The organism is Pseudonocardia sp. HH130629-09 (assembly GCF_001294645.1).
Taxonomy (GTDB): Bacteria; Actinomycetota; Actinomycetes; order Mycobacteriales; family Pseudonocardiaceae; genus Pseudonocardia.
Genome location: NZ_CP011868.1, coordinates 3215180 through 3228928 on the forward strand (window position 1 = coordinate 3215180; position 13749 = coordinate 3228928).

General features: G+C 74.7%; 14 protein-coding genes. 8 read left to right on the forward strand and 6 right to left on the reverse strand.

What is annotated here, in order from left to right; all coding sequences use genetic code 11:
* Positions 1 to 100 precede the first annotated feature (100 nt).
* The 3 genes from hisD (XF36_RS14710) to XF36_RS14720 are packed head-to-tail and all read left to right on the forward strand — an operon-like array spanning position 101 to position 2909.
* On the forward strand, positions 101 to 1426 hold the full coding sequence (gene hisD / locus XF36_RS14710; RefSeq protein ID WP_060712427.1) for a histidinol dehydrogenase: 1326 nt from the start codon (positions 101 to 103) through the stop codon (positions 1424 to 1426).
* A complete protein-coding gene (locus tag XF36_RS14715) occupies positions 1423 to 2184 on the forward strand; it encodes an SDR family NAD(P)-dependent oxidoreductase (protein ID WP_060712428.1) in 762 nt (253 codons plus the stop codon). The genes hisD (XF36_RS14710) and XF36_RS14715 overlap by 4 nt, the downstream gene beginning before the upstream one ends.
* Complete coding sequence (locus tag XF36_RS14720; protein ID WP_060712429.1) at positions 2181 to 2909, forward strand: HpcH/HpaI aldolase family protein; 729 nt, start codon at positions 2181 to 2183, stop codon at positions 2907 to 2909. Before XF36_RS14715 ends, XF36_RS14720 begins: the two co-directional genes overlap by 4 nt.
* 345 nt (positions 2910 to 3254) lie before the next feature.
* Here XF36_RS14720 and XF36_RS14725 read toward each other — a convergent pair whose 3' ends face one another.
* From XF36_RS14725 to hisD (XF36_RS14745), 6 genes are read right to left on the reverse strand one after another with little or no spacing between them, the layout of a single operon-like run.
* Positions 3255 to 3947 carry an alpha/beta fold hydrolase gene (locus XF36_RS14725; protein ID WP_060712430.1) on the reverse strand — a complete coding sequence of 231 codons (693 nt, stop codon included), beginning with the start codon at positions 3945 to 3947 and terminating at the stop codon, positions 3255 to 3257.
* 3 nt (positions 3948 to 3950) lie between these two features.
* Positions 3951 to 4850 (reverse strand): carbohydrate ABC transporter permease, encoded by a 900-nt coding sequence (locus tag XF36_RS14730; protein WP_060712431.1) that lies wholly within the window; start codon positions 4848 to 4850, stop codon positions 3951 to 3953.
* A complete protein-coding gene (locus XF36_RS14735) occupies positions 4847 to 5713 on the reverse strand; it encodes a carbohydrate ABC transporter permease (protein WP_060712432.1) in 867 nt (288 codons plus the stop codon). The genes XF36_RS14730 and XF36_RS14735 overlap by 4 nt, the downstream gene beginning before the upstream one ends.
* A 53-nt stretch (positions 5714 to 5766) precedes the next feature.
* Positions 5767 to 6405, reverse strand: coding sequence for an extracellular solute-binding protein (locus XF36_RS34855; RefSeq protein WP_145981369.1), 639 nt, complete (start codon positions 6403 to 6405; stop codon positions 5767 to 5769).
* Positions 6291 to 7100, reverse strand: a complete 810-nt coding sequence (locus tag XF36_RS34860) for an ABC transporter substrate-binding protein (protein ID WP_060712433.1) — start codon at positions 7098 to 7100, stop codon at positions 6291 to 6293. The genes XF36_RS34855 and XF36_RS34860 overlap by 115 nt, the downstream gene beginning before the upstream one ends.
* A 12-nt stretch (positions 7101 to 7112) precedes the next feature.
* Entirely contained in the window at positions 7113 to 8432 is a 1320-nt protein-coding gene (gene hisD / locus XF36_RS14745; RefSeq protein WP_060712434.1) for a histidinol dehydrogenase, read from the reverse strand.
* A 193-nt stretch (positions 8433 to 8625) separates the two neighbouring features.
* Between hisD (XF36_RS14745) and XF36_RS14750 the strand changes: the two genes are divergently transcribed.
* The 5 genes from XF36_RS14750 to XF36_RS14770 all read left to right on the forward strand — a co-directional run bounded on the left by XF36_RS14750 (position 8626) and on the right by XF36_RS14770 (position 13679).
* Complete coding sequence (locus tag XF36_RS14750; protein ID WP_060712435.1) at positions 8626 to 9606, forward strand: C40 family peptidase; 981 nt, start codon at positions 8626 to 8628, stop codon at positions 9604 to 9606.
* Between the two features lie 75 nt (positions 9607 to 9681).
* Positions 9682 to 10881: a hypothetical protein gene (locus tag XF36_RS14755; protein WP_060714707.1), complete on the forward strand. Its 1200-nt coding sequence runs from the start codon at positions 9682 to 9684 to the stop codon at positions 10879 to 10881.
* The gene (locus tag XF36_RS14760; RefSeq protein WP_060714708.1) at positions 10878 to 11519 is read left to right on the forward strand and encodes a precorrin-8X methylmutase; all 642 of its coding nucleotides are present in this window, start codon (positions 10878 to 10880) and stop codon (positions 11517 to 11519) included. Before XF36_RS14755 ends, XF36_RS14760 begins: the two co-directional genes overlap by 4 nt.
* 89 nt (positions 11520 to 11608) lie before the next feature.
* Positions 11609 to 13165, forward strand: a complete 1557-nt coding sequence (locus XF36_RS14765; RefSeq protein ID WP_060712436.1) for a precorrin-2 C(20)-methyltransferase — start codon at positions 11609 to 11611, stop codon at positions 13163 to 13165.
* 58 nt (positions 13166 to 13223) lie between these two features.
* On the forward strand, positions 13224 to 13679 hold the full coding sequence (locus XF36_RS14770; protein WP_060712437.1) for a GNAT family N-acetyltransferase: 456 nt from the start codon (positions 13224 to 13226) through the stop codon (positions 13677 to 13679).
* The last annotated feature ends 70 nt before the right edge of the window (positions 13680 to 13749 follow it).

Here is a 13749-nt window from a genome sequence, read left to right on the forward strand (position 1 = left end):
TCGAGCCTAGTGCTCCGCCGGACACACCCTTGACAGCGGCGCGTCGCCGTCGTTCACTCCTGAGCCGTAGCACATACGTATGCTACCAAGAGAGGGCGGTATGGCGCAGGAACTGAAGAGTGCGACGGGGACGGCCCCGCGCCGCAGCGACGCGGGCGTCGCCGAGCGGGTCCGGGCGATCGTCGACGACGTGCGCACGCGCGGCGACGCGGCAGTACGGGAGTACGCGGACCGGTTCGACGGCCGCGCCCCGGAGCGCCTGACCCCCGAGCGGGTCGACGAGCTGGTCGCGTCGCTGCCGCAGCAGGTGGTCGACGACATCCGGTTCGTGCAGGACCAGGTCCGGAACTTCGCCCGGGTCCAGCGGGAGTCCCTGCACGACGTCGAGGTCGAGACCCTGCCGGGGGTGGTCCTCGGGCACCGGCACGTCCCGGTCGGCTCGGCGGGTGCGTACGTGCCGGGCGGGCGGTACCCGCTGACGGCGTCGGCGCACATGACGATCGTGACCGCGAAGGCCGCGGGCGTGCCGCACGTGGTCGCCTGCACGCCGCCGATCCGTGGCGAGGTCCCGGCGGCGACGGTCGCGGCGATGCACCTGGCCGGCGCCGACGAGATCCACGTCCTGGGCGGGGTCCAGGCGGTCGCGGCGATGGCGCTGGGCACCGACTCGGTCTCCCCGGTCGACATGCTGGCCGGGCCGGGCAACGCCTACGTCGCCGAGGCCAAGCGGCAGCTGTTCGGCGAGGTCGGCATCGACCTGTTCGCCGGGCCGACCGAGATCCTGGTCGTCGCCGACGACACCGCCGACCCGCTCACCGTCGCCGTCGACCTGCTGTCGCAGGCCGAGCACGGCCCGGACTCCCCCGCCGTGCTCGTCACCACCTCCGCCGCGCTGGGACGGGCGGTGCTCGACCTGGTCGACCGGCTGCTGCCGGGGCTGCCCACGAACGACCTGGCCGGGCCCGCGTGGCGCGACCACGGCCGGATCGTGGTCTGCGACGACGCCGACGAGATGTGGCGCGTCGCCGACGACCTCGCCGCCGAGCACGTCCAGGTGTTCACCGCCCGGCCGCGCGAGGCGCTGGACCGGATGCGGAACTACGGCGCGCTGTTCCTCGGCGAGAACACCTGCGTCTCCTACGGCGACAAGGTCATCGGCACCAACCACGTCCTGCCCACCCTGGGCGCGGCCCGCTACACCGGCGGGCTGTGGGTCGGGAAGTACCTCAAGACCTGCACCTACCAGGAGGTCCACGACCCGGCGGCGAGCGCGGAACTGGGCCGGGTGTGCGGGCGGGCGTCGCGGGTGGAGCTGTTCGAGGGGCACGCCCGCTCCGGGGACCTGCGGGCCTGGCGGCACGGTGGCGACCGGTTCGGCTGGCTGGACGCGGTCGCCCCGGCCGGGAGCACGGTGGCGGGGTCGTGAACGCGGCGGTCACGGGGCGCACCGCGCTGGTGACCGGCGGCGGCAGCGGGCTGGGTGCGGCGATCGCGTCGCACCTGGCCCGCGCCGGCGCCCGGGTCGTGCTCGCCGGACGGCGCGCCGACGCCCTCGCCGCGACCGCGGCCCGGATCGGGCCCGCCGCCCGGGCCGAGACGTGCGACGTCGCCGACCCGGACTCCGTCGCGGACCTGGCGGCCCGGCTCGCCGACGAGGAGGTCTCTATCGTCGTCAACAACGCCGGGATCGCCGGTCCGGTCGCCCCGCTGGTCGAGGTGAGCCCGCAGGAGTGGGACGAGGTGTTCGCGGTCAACGTGCGCGGCACCTACCTGGTGTGCCGGGCGTTCCTGCCGCCGATGCTGGAGCGCGGCGACGGCGACGTGGTCAACGTGGCCTCGGTGTCGGGGAAGCGGCCGCTCGCCCGGCGCACGTCCTACTGCGCGTCGAAGACCGCGGTGCTGGGACTGACCTCGACGCTCGCGTTCGAGGCCGGCCCGGCCGGAGTGCGGGTCAACGCCCTGTCGCCCGGACCGGTCGAGGGGGACCGGATGGACCGGAACTTCGCCCTCGAGGCGCGGCGGACCGGCACCGACGTCGCCGCGGCGCGCGCGGCGTTCGTCGGGCGGGCCGCGCTCGGCCGCATGATCACCACCGACGAGGTGGGCGCGGCCGTCGTCGCGATGCTCGCCATGCCGGGGCTGTCGGGCGCCGACGTCGACCTGTCGGCCGGGATGATCGCGTGAGGGCGCGGGTCGCCGCCGGGGAGCGGCTCGCCGGGGCCCTGGTGCGGATGCCGTGCGAGGAGATCGTGGAGATGCTCGCCGTCGCCGGTCTGGACTTCGTCCTGATCGACTGCGAGCACGGCCCGGCCGACGTGTCGTCGCTGCGCACCCACATCGCGTTCGCCGACGCGCACGGGCTCCCGGTGCTGGTCCGGCCCGGGGAGGGCGAGCACCACCTGGCCCAGCGCGCGCTCGACCAGGGCGCCCGCGGGATCGTCGCCCCGCACGTCGAGGACGCGGAGCAGGCCGCGGCGCTGGTGCGCGCGCTGCGGTACCCACCGCACGGGACCCGCGGGTTCGCGACGTACCCGCGGGCGGGCCGGTTCGGCGAGGTCACCGCGGCGCAGCACCGGGCGGCGGCGCAGGACGTCCTGGTCGTGGCGATGCTCGAGTCACCCGGCGCCCTCGCCCGGGCCGGGGACATCGTCGGGGTGGACGGGATCGACGGCTGGCTCGTCGGCGTCGCGGACCTGGGCGCGTCCCGCACCGACACCGACCCGTCCGTTGCGCAGCTGCTGGAGGCGGTGCGCGCCGACCCGGCGCTCCGCGGCGCCGCGCGGGCCGACCTCGCGGGTTCGGCGGACGCGGCCGCGGCGTCGTTCGACGGCGGGGCGCAGCTAGTGGTCTACAACCTGACCGCGGTGATGATGGCGTCGTTCCGGGAGCTGGCCGCGGCGATGGGCTGAGCGTCGCCGCCGGCAGGACCGGCTCCGACCATGATCGCCGCGAGTGAGGGTTCCGGTGCCGTCCGTGGCACCGGAACCCTCGCTCGCGGCGATCGTGCGGCCGGCCCGGCGCGCAACACCCCCGAGCCGGGCCTCGGCGCGTCCCCCTGCCCCGGGCGCGTCGGCTCCCTCACGTGCCGACGGCCGCTCGGTGATCCGCGGTACGCGCGCAGAGCCGGTCGTCGCGCGCGTACCGACATGCGCGAGAAGCCGATCACCGCGCGAGCGTCGGATCACCGCGCGGGCGTCTGATCAGCACGCGAACGCGGGATCACCGCGCGGGCTCCGGATCACACACGCGAGCGATCAGCGGGCGGAGCGCCCGTGCACCTCGGACAGCCACTCCCCCAGCAGTGCCGCCACCGCGTCCTGGGTCTCGACCGGGAGCAGGTGACCGACGCCCGGCAGCACGTGCAGCCGGGCGTCCGGCACCAGCTCTGCGATCTCGGTGTGCCGCTCGACCGGACACAGCCGGTCCTGCCCACCGGCCAGCACCAGGGTCGGCACCGCGACGGCGGGCAGGGCCGGGCGCTCGTCGACGCGGGTGCCCTGCAGCCGCAGCTGGGCCGCGAGGCGCCGCTCCCCCGTCTCGTCGGCCATCTGGAGGGCGGTGGCGTCGAGCGACCGGTCGTGCAGCAGCAGCTCCAGCGGCTGCAGGGCCCGGGCGGGGGCGCCGTCGTCGAGCCGGGTGAGCGCCACCTCCCAGCCGGCGCGCTGTTCGGGGGTGGGCGGGCGGGCGTTGGTCGCCATCAGGCACAGCCCGGCGACCCGCTCGGGGGCCCGCCGGGTCAGTGCCATCGCGACGATCCCGCCCAGGCTGAGCCCGCCGAGGGCGAACCGGCCGGGCAGCGCGTCGAGCAACGCCTCGACCTGCTCGTCGAGGGTCGGCCGGTCGAGGACCGGGTGCAGCGCCCCGGCCCCCGCCGGGCCCCACAGCCGGGCCGAGCAGTTCATGCCCGGCAGCAGGACCAGCGGCGGCGACGACGGGACGGCGGGCACCGCTCAGCCCTTGACCGAGCCCGCGCCCAGACCGGCGACGAGGTAGCGCTGGGCGACGAAGGCGAACCCGATCACCGGCAGCGTCAGCAGGATCGCGGCGGCGCCCGCCTGCTGGAGCATCGGCAGGGTCTGCCCGAGCTGGGTGGCGATGAAGACCGGGACGGTGCGGGCGACGACGTCGGTGAGCACGTTCGCCGTCAGGTACTCCTGGAACGCGAACAGGAACATGAAGATCCCCGCGGTCAGGATCCCGGGGCCCATCAGCGGCACCATGACCCGCCAGAGGATCTGGAAGCGGCTGCAGCCGTCGAGCATCGCGGCCTCGTCGAGCTCCTTGGGGATCTCGGCGAAGAAGTTGCGCAGCAGCCAGATCGAGAACGGCTGGTTGATCGCCACGAGCGCGGCGGCGACGGCGAAGGTCGTGTCGTAGATCCCCAGCGAGCGCGACAGCTCGTACATCGGCAGCACGACCGCGAAGCGGGGCAACGCACGGAAGATCAGCGCCGTGATGAGCAGGGCCACCGACACCCAGCCCGGGTAGCGCGACAGCGCGTAGGCGGCGGGGATGCCGATGAGCAGCGCGATCACCGTGCTGATCAGCGCGACGACCAGGGTGTTGAGCAGGTACCGGTAGAACTCGGTGGTCTGCCACAGGTCGACGAACGCGGTGAACGTCGGGGTCCAGGTGAACACCGGCGGGTCGAGGAAGGCGACGTCGGTGGGTTTGGTGACCGACATGGCCGTCCACAGCACCGGGCTCAGCATCACCCAGCACACCACCAGCAGCAGGCCGCCGACCAGCACGGTCCTCCCCCGCGGGCGGCGGCGGGCCCGGGCGGGGCCGGCATCGTCGGACGGGCCGGGGGCGGTGGTGGCCGGCGGGGTGGTCTGCACGCTGGTCACTGGCGGGCCTCCTTGGCCATGTCCCGGATGAACGGGGAGAGCAGCAGCACGATCAGGACGATGAGCAGCACGTTGATCGCGCTGCCGAGCCCCAGCTGCTGGCCGCCGTCCTGGAAGGCGATGTTGTAGATGTAGAGCATGATCGACTCGTTGCCGATCTGCGGTGCCTGCGGCGAGAGCGGGACGAGCTGGTCGAACGTCCGCAGGACGTCCATGATCGAGATGATCGAGACGAAGGTGAGGACGCCCCGGATGCTCGGCACGATCACGTGCCAGTGCACCCGCCAGCCGGTCGCGCCGTCGATCCGGGCGGCCTCGACGATCTCCCCCGGCACGCCCTGCAGCCCGGCGAGGATCACCAGCATGGCGAACGGCAGCATGAACCAGACCGTGTTGAGCCCGATCATGACCCGGTTCGCCCACGGCTCGGTGAACCAGAGGATCTCGGCCCCGGTGAGTTCGGTGATCAGGTAGTCGACGACGCCGCCGAAGTTGGAGTCGAACAGCCAGGAGAACATCGTGGCGCCGACGACGTTGGGCACGACGTAGGAGACCAGCAGCACGCCGAGGACCCAGGGGCGGGACCGGCCGAGCCCGTTGACCAGGACGGCGAGCAGGTAGCCCCCGACCAGCAGGACGGCGACGACCGCGACGGTCAGGCCGACGGTGAACAGCACGGCCCGCCCGAGCCGGGGGTCGGACAGGGCCTGGGCGTAGTTGTCCAGGCCGAGGAAGGTGCCGGGTTCGCCGTAGTTGACCCGCTGCAGGCTCCACTCCACCGTCTTGTAGAGCGGGAACAGCAGCAGGCCGAGCATCACCAGCAGGCTCGGGGAGACCAGCCCCAGGAACTCGCGCCTGCGCATGATCGCCTCACCTCGCTCTCGTGGGTGGTGGGAAAGGGGGCGGTGCCAGAACTTCAGCGTCGGTACTCGGCGACGATCGCGGTCGCGATCTCCTGCATCTGCCGCTGACCGTCGGGGATCGTCGTCCGGCCGGCCAGCACGTCCGCGACGACCGGGCGGGTCTCGTTGCTGATCCGTGAGGTCCACGGGAACGGCTCCGGCGGCGGGGCCTTCCCCAGCGCCGTCAGCTGCGCCGGCGCGAACGGGCTGCTCGCCGGCGTCACGCTGCCCTCGCGGGCCGGGAAGGCCGCCGGCACCGCGGCCCGGGACGCCTCCTCGCCCACCGAGGCGGCGACCAGCCGGAACAGCAGGTCCTTGTCCACCTCGGTGTTCTCCGGGATGGCCCAGCCGTCCACCGACAGGGCGTTGTAGAGGACGTCCCCACCGGCGACCGACGGCGGCGCGGCGAACCCGAAGTCGGTCGCGAACCGGATGTTGGCGGGGTCGGTGAGATCCAGCATGCGGCCGCTGAACATGATCGCGATCGCGGCCGAGCCGTTGTACATCTGCTGCTGCACCGCGGGCTGGGCGAACGTCGTCACCTGCGGGTCCATGAACGGCAGCAGCGACCGAAGCTCGGTGAAGGCCTGCGCGGCCTGCGGGGTGTCGAAGCTCGGGCGGCCGGTGTCACGGTCGACGTAGTCGGTGCCCAACGAGCCCAGCGCCGCGTCGTAGGCGGTCGCGACGCCGAGCTCGCCAGCAGCGGCAGGGCCAGCGGGTAGCGGATCCCGCCCTCGCGCTGGATGCGGTCGGCGGCCTGGCGCAGCTCGGCGAAGGTCCGCGGCGGGGTGATGCCGAGGCGGTCGAACACGTCGCGGCGGTAGGCCATGACGAAGGTCTGGGCCTGCATCGGGATGCCGTAGAGCTTCCCGTCGTAGGACAGCGCCTCGCGCATCTCGGGGTTGAGCCGGTCCAGACCGAGCTCCGCGCCGTAGCGGGCCATCAGGTCGTCGAGCGGGTGCAGCTTGCCGGTCGAGGCCTGCTGCGGGACGACGAATCCGTAGGTCTCGAGGATGTCGTAGGTGCCGTAGCGCCCGGCCAGGGTGGCCGTCGTCTTCTGCGACTGGCCCGCGTAGTCGACCGGCTCGTGGTGCAGGGTCACCCCGTCCTTGGAGCAGCTGCGCACCATCGAGTTGGTGAACGGGTCGATGGCCGAGGAGTTGTAGGCCAGGACGTTGACGTCCACCGACGACGGTGGCGGCGGGAAGTCACACGGGACGAGCGTGGCGGTGGCGGCGGGGGTCCGCGACCCGGCGCCGCACCCCGCGAGCAGCAGGACGACGGCGAGCCCCACTGCGACCACCGGCAGGCGTGCGCCGCGGCCGCCGACCGCGCCCCGTGTATACATACGCCTGCGCGTTCAGCTCCTGAGCGCGTCGAGTCGGATGCGGGCGCTGTCACGGTGTCCGACGAGCTGCTCGAAGTCGGACACGGTCACGGTCGGCTCGGCCTGGGCCCGGGTCGCCTCCCGCGTGGCCCGCTGGTAGGTCAGCTGCTTGAGGAAACCGGCCACCGACAGCCCGCCGGTGTAGCGCGCGCCCCGGGTCGTCGGCAGCACGTGATTGGTGCCGGACATGCCCTTGTCGGCGTAGGCCACCGTCGAGTGCGGGCCGAGGAACAACGAGCCGTAGTTGCGCAGCCGCCCCAGCCACCAGTCGAGGTCCTCGGCGATCACCTCGAGGTGCTCGGGAGCGAGGGTGTCCATGACCCGGGCGACGGTCTCGCGGTCGGGTGCCAGGTAGACCGTGCCGTGGTCGCGCCAGGCCGCGCCGGCGATCTCCGCGGTGGCCAGGCCCGCGAGCTGCTTCTCGATCTCCCGCGGGACCTCCTCGGCCAGCCGCTCGGAGGTGGTGGCCAGCGACGCGGGCGAGGTCGGCCCGTGCTCGGCCTGGGCCAGCAGGTCCGCGGCGACGGTCGCGGCGTCGGCGGTGTCGTCGGCGATCACCGCGACCTCCGACGGCCCGGCGAGCACGTCGATGCCCACCTGTCCGTAGAGCTGGCGCTTGGCCTCGGCCACGTAGGCGTTGCCGGCGCCGACGATCATGTCCGAGGGCGTCCCGTCGAGCAGCCCGAACGCCATGGCGGCGAGTGCCTGCACCCCGCCGACGGCGTACACCGCGTCGGCACCGCTGACGTGCGCCGCGTAGAGCACCGCCGGGTGCGGGCGTCCGTCGCGCGAGGGCGGCGTCGCCGCGACGATGTTCGGCACGCCGGCCACCCCGGCCACCCCGACCGTCATGAACGCGCCGGCCAGCAGCGGGAACCGACCCGCCGGGAGGTAGGCGCCGACGTTCCCGACCGGGATCAGACGCTGACCGCACACCACCCCGGGCAGGACCTCGGCCTCGAAGTCCTGCAGCCGGTCCCGCTGCATCCGCGCGAACCGGCGGGTCCGGTCCGCGCCCGCCTCGAGCGCCTCGCGCAGGTCCGCGGGCAGCTCGTCCCCGGCACGGGCCAGCTCGGCGGGGCCGACGAGCAGGTCGGTGCCGGTGAACCCGTCGAGCTCCCGGGCGTAGCGCAGCACCGCGTCCATCCTGCCGGCGGAGATGGTGCGCAGCATCTCCGAGACGGTGGCGACCACGGCCGGGTCGCGCAGGTCCGCGCTGTCGACGACGGCCGGCGCCTTCGCCACGGTGACGGGCGACCCGATGCGCCGCAGGTCCGCTTCAGTGAGATGCATACGCATACACTAAGAGCAGCGGGGGGACCTGACAAGAGGCTGACGGCGTTCGGGCCGCGCGTTCCACCTCCCGGTACCCGGCGACGACCTGCGAGGCGGGTCGTGAACGGTGGGCGGGGCCACCCCACTCGTCGTGGTGACCCGGCGGTGTGGGTGCTTGCCCCGACGCCTCCCGCCGTCGAGAGTCCCGGCCGTGCCCCGTGTCCTGTCCGTCCTGTTCGCCGCGGTGCTCGGTTGCGCCGTCCTGCCCGCGGCCGCCGTCCCCGCGGCCGCCGAGGGACCGGGGCGGACGTTCGTCGCCGTGTCGGTCGCGACGGTGTGGACCTCACCGGACAGTCCGCGCCCGCGGGACCGGGCCGCCGTCGCCACCCCGGCCGACCCGGCCGGGTGGCTGGGGTCGATGAGCAGCGAGGACCGCCGCGAGCTCACCACCGCCTCGCGCACCCAGACCCAGGTGCTGCTCGGCGCCCCGGTCACCGTGACCGCGCGTCGCGACGGCTGGGCGCAGGTCGTCGTGCCCGGCCAGCCGTCGGGCAAGGACCACCGTGGCTACCCCGGCTGGGTCCCCGAGGCCCAGCTCGTCGACGACCCCGCGTTCGGCGCGCTGGCCGCGGGGGCGCCCGCCGGCACCGTCGACGGCGTCGCGACGACCTGGCTGTACCGCGACCCGGCCGGCACCGAGCGGCTGCGCGAGGTCAGCGTCGGTACCCGGCTGCCGGTCGTCGGCGAGGCGGGCGACGCGGTCCGGGTCGCGCTGCCCGGCGGCGACCAGGCATGGACGGCGGCGGAGACGCTCCGGCAGGGGGCGCCGCTCTCTCCGACCGGGGAGGGGCTGGTCGCGACCGCGCGGCTGTTCCTGGACCGCCCGTACCTCTGGGGCGGGCGCTCCGGGTTCGGCCCGGACTGCTCGGGCCTCACCGGGCTGGCCTACGCGCTGCACGGGATCACCGTCGGGCGCGACGCCTCCGACCAGTCCCGCGGTGGACGGCAGGTCGGCGACCCCGCCGACCTGCGGCCCGGTGACCTGCTGTTCTGGAACTCCCCCGCGACGCACGTCGCGATGTACGCCGGCGGCGGGACGATGATCGAGGCGTTCGACGCGGCCACCCCGGTCCGGGTGACCCCGGTGCGGTTCGACGCGACGTACTCCGGGGCTCGCCGGTACCTGCCGTGATCTGAACACCTGACGAGGTGTGACCGCCGCCCCGGCAGGTCCCTTCGGCGGTCTCGGATGCCTACAGTGTCCGGCGTGCCGTCGCCGACCACCCGTACCCGCACCGACGCCTGTCCCGGCGTCGTCTCGCCGCACGCGGCCGCGGACGGGTCGCTGGCGCGGATCCGGCTGCCGGGCGGGACGGTCACCGCGGCGGCGCTGCGGGCGGTCGCGGCCCTGGCCCGCGAGGCCGGGGACGGCGCCGTCCACCTGACCTCGCGCGGGAACCTGCAGCTGCGCGGCCTCGACCCGGCCGACCCGCGCCCGGTGGAGCGGCTGACCATGGCCGGGATGCTGCCGTCGACCACCCACGAGCGGGTCCGCAACGTGCTGGCCTCCCCGCTCTCGGGGCTCGCCGGGGGTCTCGCCGACGTCCGGGGTCTGGCCACCGCGCTCGACCGCGGCCTGTGCGCGCGCCCCGCGCTGTCGGCGCTGCCCGGCCGGTTCCTGTTCGCCCTCGACGACGGCCGCGGCGACGTCGCCGCCGAGCGTGCCGACCTGTGCTGGCGGGCGCGGGGTCCCGAGGAGGGCGAACTCCTCGTGGCGGGCGTCCCGACCGGCCTGTGCTGCTCCCCCGCCGAGGCGCCCGCGCTGCTGCTCGACGCGGTCGCGGCGTTCCTCGACCTGCGGGCCGCGCACGCCGCCGACCCGGCCGCGCGGGCCTGGCGCGCCGTGGAGCTGCCCGGCGCCGCGACCGGGGTGGCGTCCCGGCTGCGCGGACACCGGTCGGTGTCCTCCCCCGGTCCGGGGCTCGACGACAGCACGCCCGGGGGTCCCGGCCCGGTGCTCGTCGGAGCGCTGGGTGGCGGCGCGCTGGGGGTCGCGCCGGTGCTCGGGGAGCTGTCGGCCGGGCAGCTGGACCTGCTGGCCGAGTCGGCCCCGCAGCTGCTGGTCACCCCGTGGCGCACCCTGGTCCTGCCCACCCCCGCACCCGGTGCCGAGGCCCGGCTGGCGGCGGCGGGGCTCGTCGTCGACCCCGGCCACCCGGCGGTGCGGGTCAGCGCCTGCGCGGGCGCTCCGGGCTGCGCGAAGTCCCTGGCCGACGTCCGCGCCCACGCGCTCGTGCTGATCGCGCGGGGCGGGCCGCGAGCGGGCGCGGTGCCCGACGCGGTGCACGTCGTCGGCTGTGGCCGGCGCTGCGGCGCCCCGCACACGGCGCACCGCGACGCGGTCGCCACCGGGCCGGACACCTACGTCATCGACGGACGCACGATCACGACCGAGGAGCTCCGCTGAGCGGGTACGACTACATCACCGACGGCAACGAGATCTACCGCCGCTCGTTCGCGACGATCCGCGCGGAGACCGATCTCTCCGGGCTCCCGCCCGGTGTCGACGACATCGCCGTCCGCATGATCCACGCCTGCGGTCAGGTCGACCTCGTCGACGACATCGCCGCCTCCGACGGCGTCGTCGCGGCCGCCCGCTCCGCGCTGCGGGCCGGTGCCCCGATCCTGTGCGACGCGATGATGGTCGCCTCCGGGGTGACCGCCGCCCGGCTCCCCGCGGACAACGAGGTGCTCTGCCTGCTGCGCGACGCCCGGGTCCCCGACCACGCGCGCCGGATCGGCAACACCCGGTCCGCGGCCGCCCTGGAGCTGCTCGCCGACCGCTTCGAGGGCGCGGTGGTCGCGATCGGGAACGCCCCGACCGCGCTGTTCCACGTACTGGACCTCATCGACCGGGGCGACGCACCCCGCCCGGCCGCGATCATCGGCATCCCGGTGGGGTTCATCGGTGCCGCCGAGTCCAAGGTGGCCCTGTCCGAGCGGACCGACCTGGAGCACCTCGTCGTCCACGGCCGTCGTGGCGGGTCGGCGATCACCGCGGCGGCGCTGAACGCGCTGGCCCACGAACAGGAGATCATCGCGTGAACGCGCAGCAACACAGCGTGAACGAGCCTGCGAGTGACGCGCAGCAACACAGCGTGAACGAGCCTGCGAGTGACGCGCAGCAGCACGGCGTGACGGGCACCCTCTACGGCGTCGGCCTCGGTCCGGGCGACCCCGAGCTGACGACCATCAAGGCCGCCCGGCTCGTCCGCGACGCCGACGTCATCGCCTACCACTCCGCGCGGCACGGCCGCTCCATCGCGCGCCGGATCGCCGAGCCGCACCTGTCGGGCACCGCGATCGAGGAGGCCCTGGTCTACCCGGTCACCACCGAGGCCACCGACCACCCCGGCGGCTACCAGGGCGCGATCGACGCGTTCTACGCCGAGGCCGCCGCCCGGCTCGCCGCGCACCTCGACGCGGGCCGCGACGTCGTGCTGCTCGCCGAGGGCGACCCGCTGTTCTACGGCTCCTACATGCACATGCACAAGCGCCTGGCGGGGCGCTATCCCACCGAGGTCGTGCCGGGCGTCACCTCGATCAGCGGTGCGGCCGCGGCGATCGGGCAGCCGCTGGTGGAGCGCAACGAGGTGCTCACCGTGCTCCCGGGCACGCTGCCCCGTGAGGAGCTGGCCCGGCGGCTCGCGGGGACCGACTCGGCGGCGGTGATGAAGCTCGGGCGCACCTTCACCGCGGTCCGCGGGGCGATGGCCGACGCCGGCGTGCTCGACCGGGCCCGCTACGTCGAGCGGGCGACGATGGAGGGGCAGCGGACCGGGGCGCTGTCCGACGTGGATCCCTCCGACGTGCCCTACTTCGCGATCACCCTGGTGCCCGGCGAGGTCGCCGCATCGGTGCCCGAGGAGGCCGTCGCATCCGTCGCGGAGCCCGGGGGCGCGGCGGCCGAGGAGCGGTCGGTGCGCGGGCCGGGCGAGGTCGTCGTCGTCGGGACCGGGCCCGCCGGGCGGGACTGGCTGACCCCGCAGGTCGCCCGCGCGCTGTCCGAGGTGGACGACCTCGTCGGCTACCGCCCCTACCTGGACCGGGTGCCGCCGAACCCGCGTCAGGCCCGGCACGCCTCGGACAACAAGGTCGAGTCCGAGCGGGCCGCGCACGCGCTGGACCTCGCCGCCTCGGGAAGGCGGGTCGCCGTCGTCTCCGCCGGGGACCCTGGGGTGTTCGCGATGGCGACCGCGGTGCTGGAGGTGGCCGCGGAGCCGAAGTACCACGACGTCCCGGTCCGGGTGCTGCCCGGCATGTCCGCGGCGCAGGCCGTGGCGGCTGCCGTCGGCGCCCCGCTGGGGCACGACCACGCCATGATCTCACTGTCGGACCGGCTCAAGCCGTGGGACGTCGTCGCGGACCGGCTGCGGGCCGTGGCCGCGGCCGACCTGGCGATCGCGATCTACAACCCGCGCTCGAAGGCCCGGCCGTGGCAGGTCGGCGCGGCCCGCGACGTGCTGCTGGAGCACCGCGCCCCGGACACGCCGGTGGTGCTGGGCCGCGACGTCGGCGGCGCCGGGCAGCGGGTCGTCGTCACCACGCTGGGCGAGCTGGACCCGGAGCAGGTGGACATGCGGACCCTGGTGGTCGTCGGCTCGTCGACGACCCGGGCGGTCGAGCGCGGCGGCACGACCGTCGTGTTCACCCCCCGGCACTACGGCCCCGGCGGCACGACGACCGACTGATCACATCGGCTCGTTGACGACATCCTGACGGATGCCGGTTCCGCGCTAGCGTCACGCCGTGCAACTGCGGGTGTGGCGATTCGGGCCCGACGACTGGGAGCAGGCCCGCGTGGCCCGCCTCGCGTCGGTGCGGGACGGGTTCGGTGAGGACAGCGACTTCTACCGCGAGCAGGCCGCCCTCGAACCGGCCGCCTGGCGGGTGGTCCTGACCGAGCACGTCCGCTTCGCCGCCTTCGACGGCGACCGCCCGGTCGGCACCGCGTGCTGGCGGGCCGGTGACGACGGCGACGGCCTGCTGTACGGCATGTGGGTGCACACCGACCTGCGCGGCACCGGGGTGGCCGACGCGCTGGTCGACGCGGTCACCGCCGTCGCTCGCGAGAACGGGTCGCGCACGCTGTCGCTGAAGGTGGAGCCGGACAACGCCCGCGCGATCGCGTTCTACCTCCGGACCGGGTTCGTCGCCGACGGCGTGCCCGGTCCGGGGCTGACCGTCATGAGCCGCCCGGTCTGACCCGAATCCGCGAGTAGGTCATGAGCTGATCTTGGTCGGCCAAAGTTGATGTTGCTTGGGTCGGGAGTTG

Excerpts from the sequence above, each read along its gene's own strand:
- hisD (WP_060712427.1), top strand. The coding sequence starts at position 101 with ATGGCGCAGGAACTGAAGAGTGCGACGGGGACGGCCCCGCGCCGCAGC.
- XF36_RS14735 (WP_060712432.1), bottom strand. The coding sequence starts at position 5,713 with ATGCGCAGGCGCGAGTTCCTGGGGCTGGTCTCCCCGAGCCTGCTGGTG.
- XF36_RS34860 (WP_060712433.1), bottom strand. The coding sequence starts at position 7,100 with ATGTATACACGGGGCGCGGTCGGCGGCCGCGGCGCACGCCTGCCGGTG.
- hisD (WP_060712434.1), bottom strand. The coding sequence starts at position 8,432 with ATGCATCTCACTGAAGCGGACCTGCGGCGCATCGGGTCGCCCGTCACC.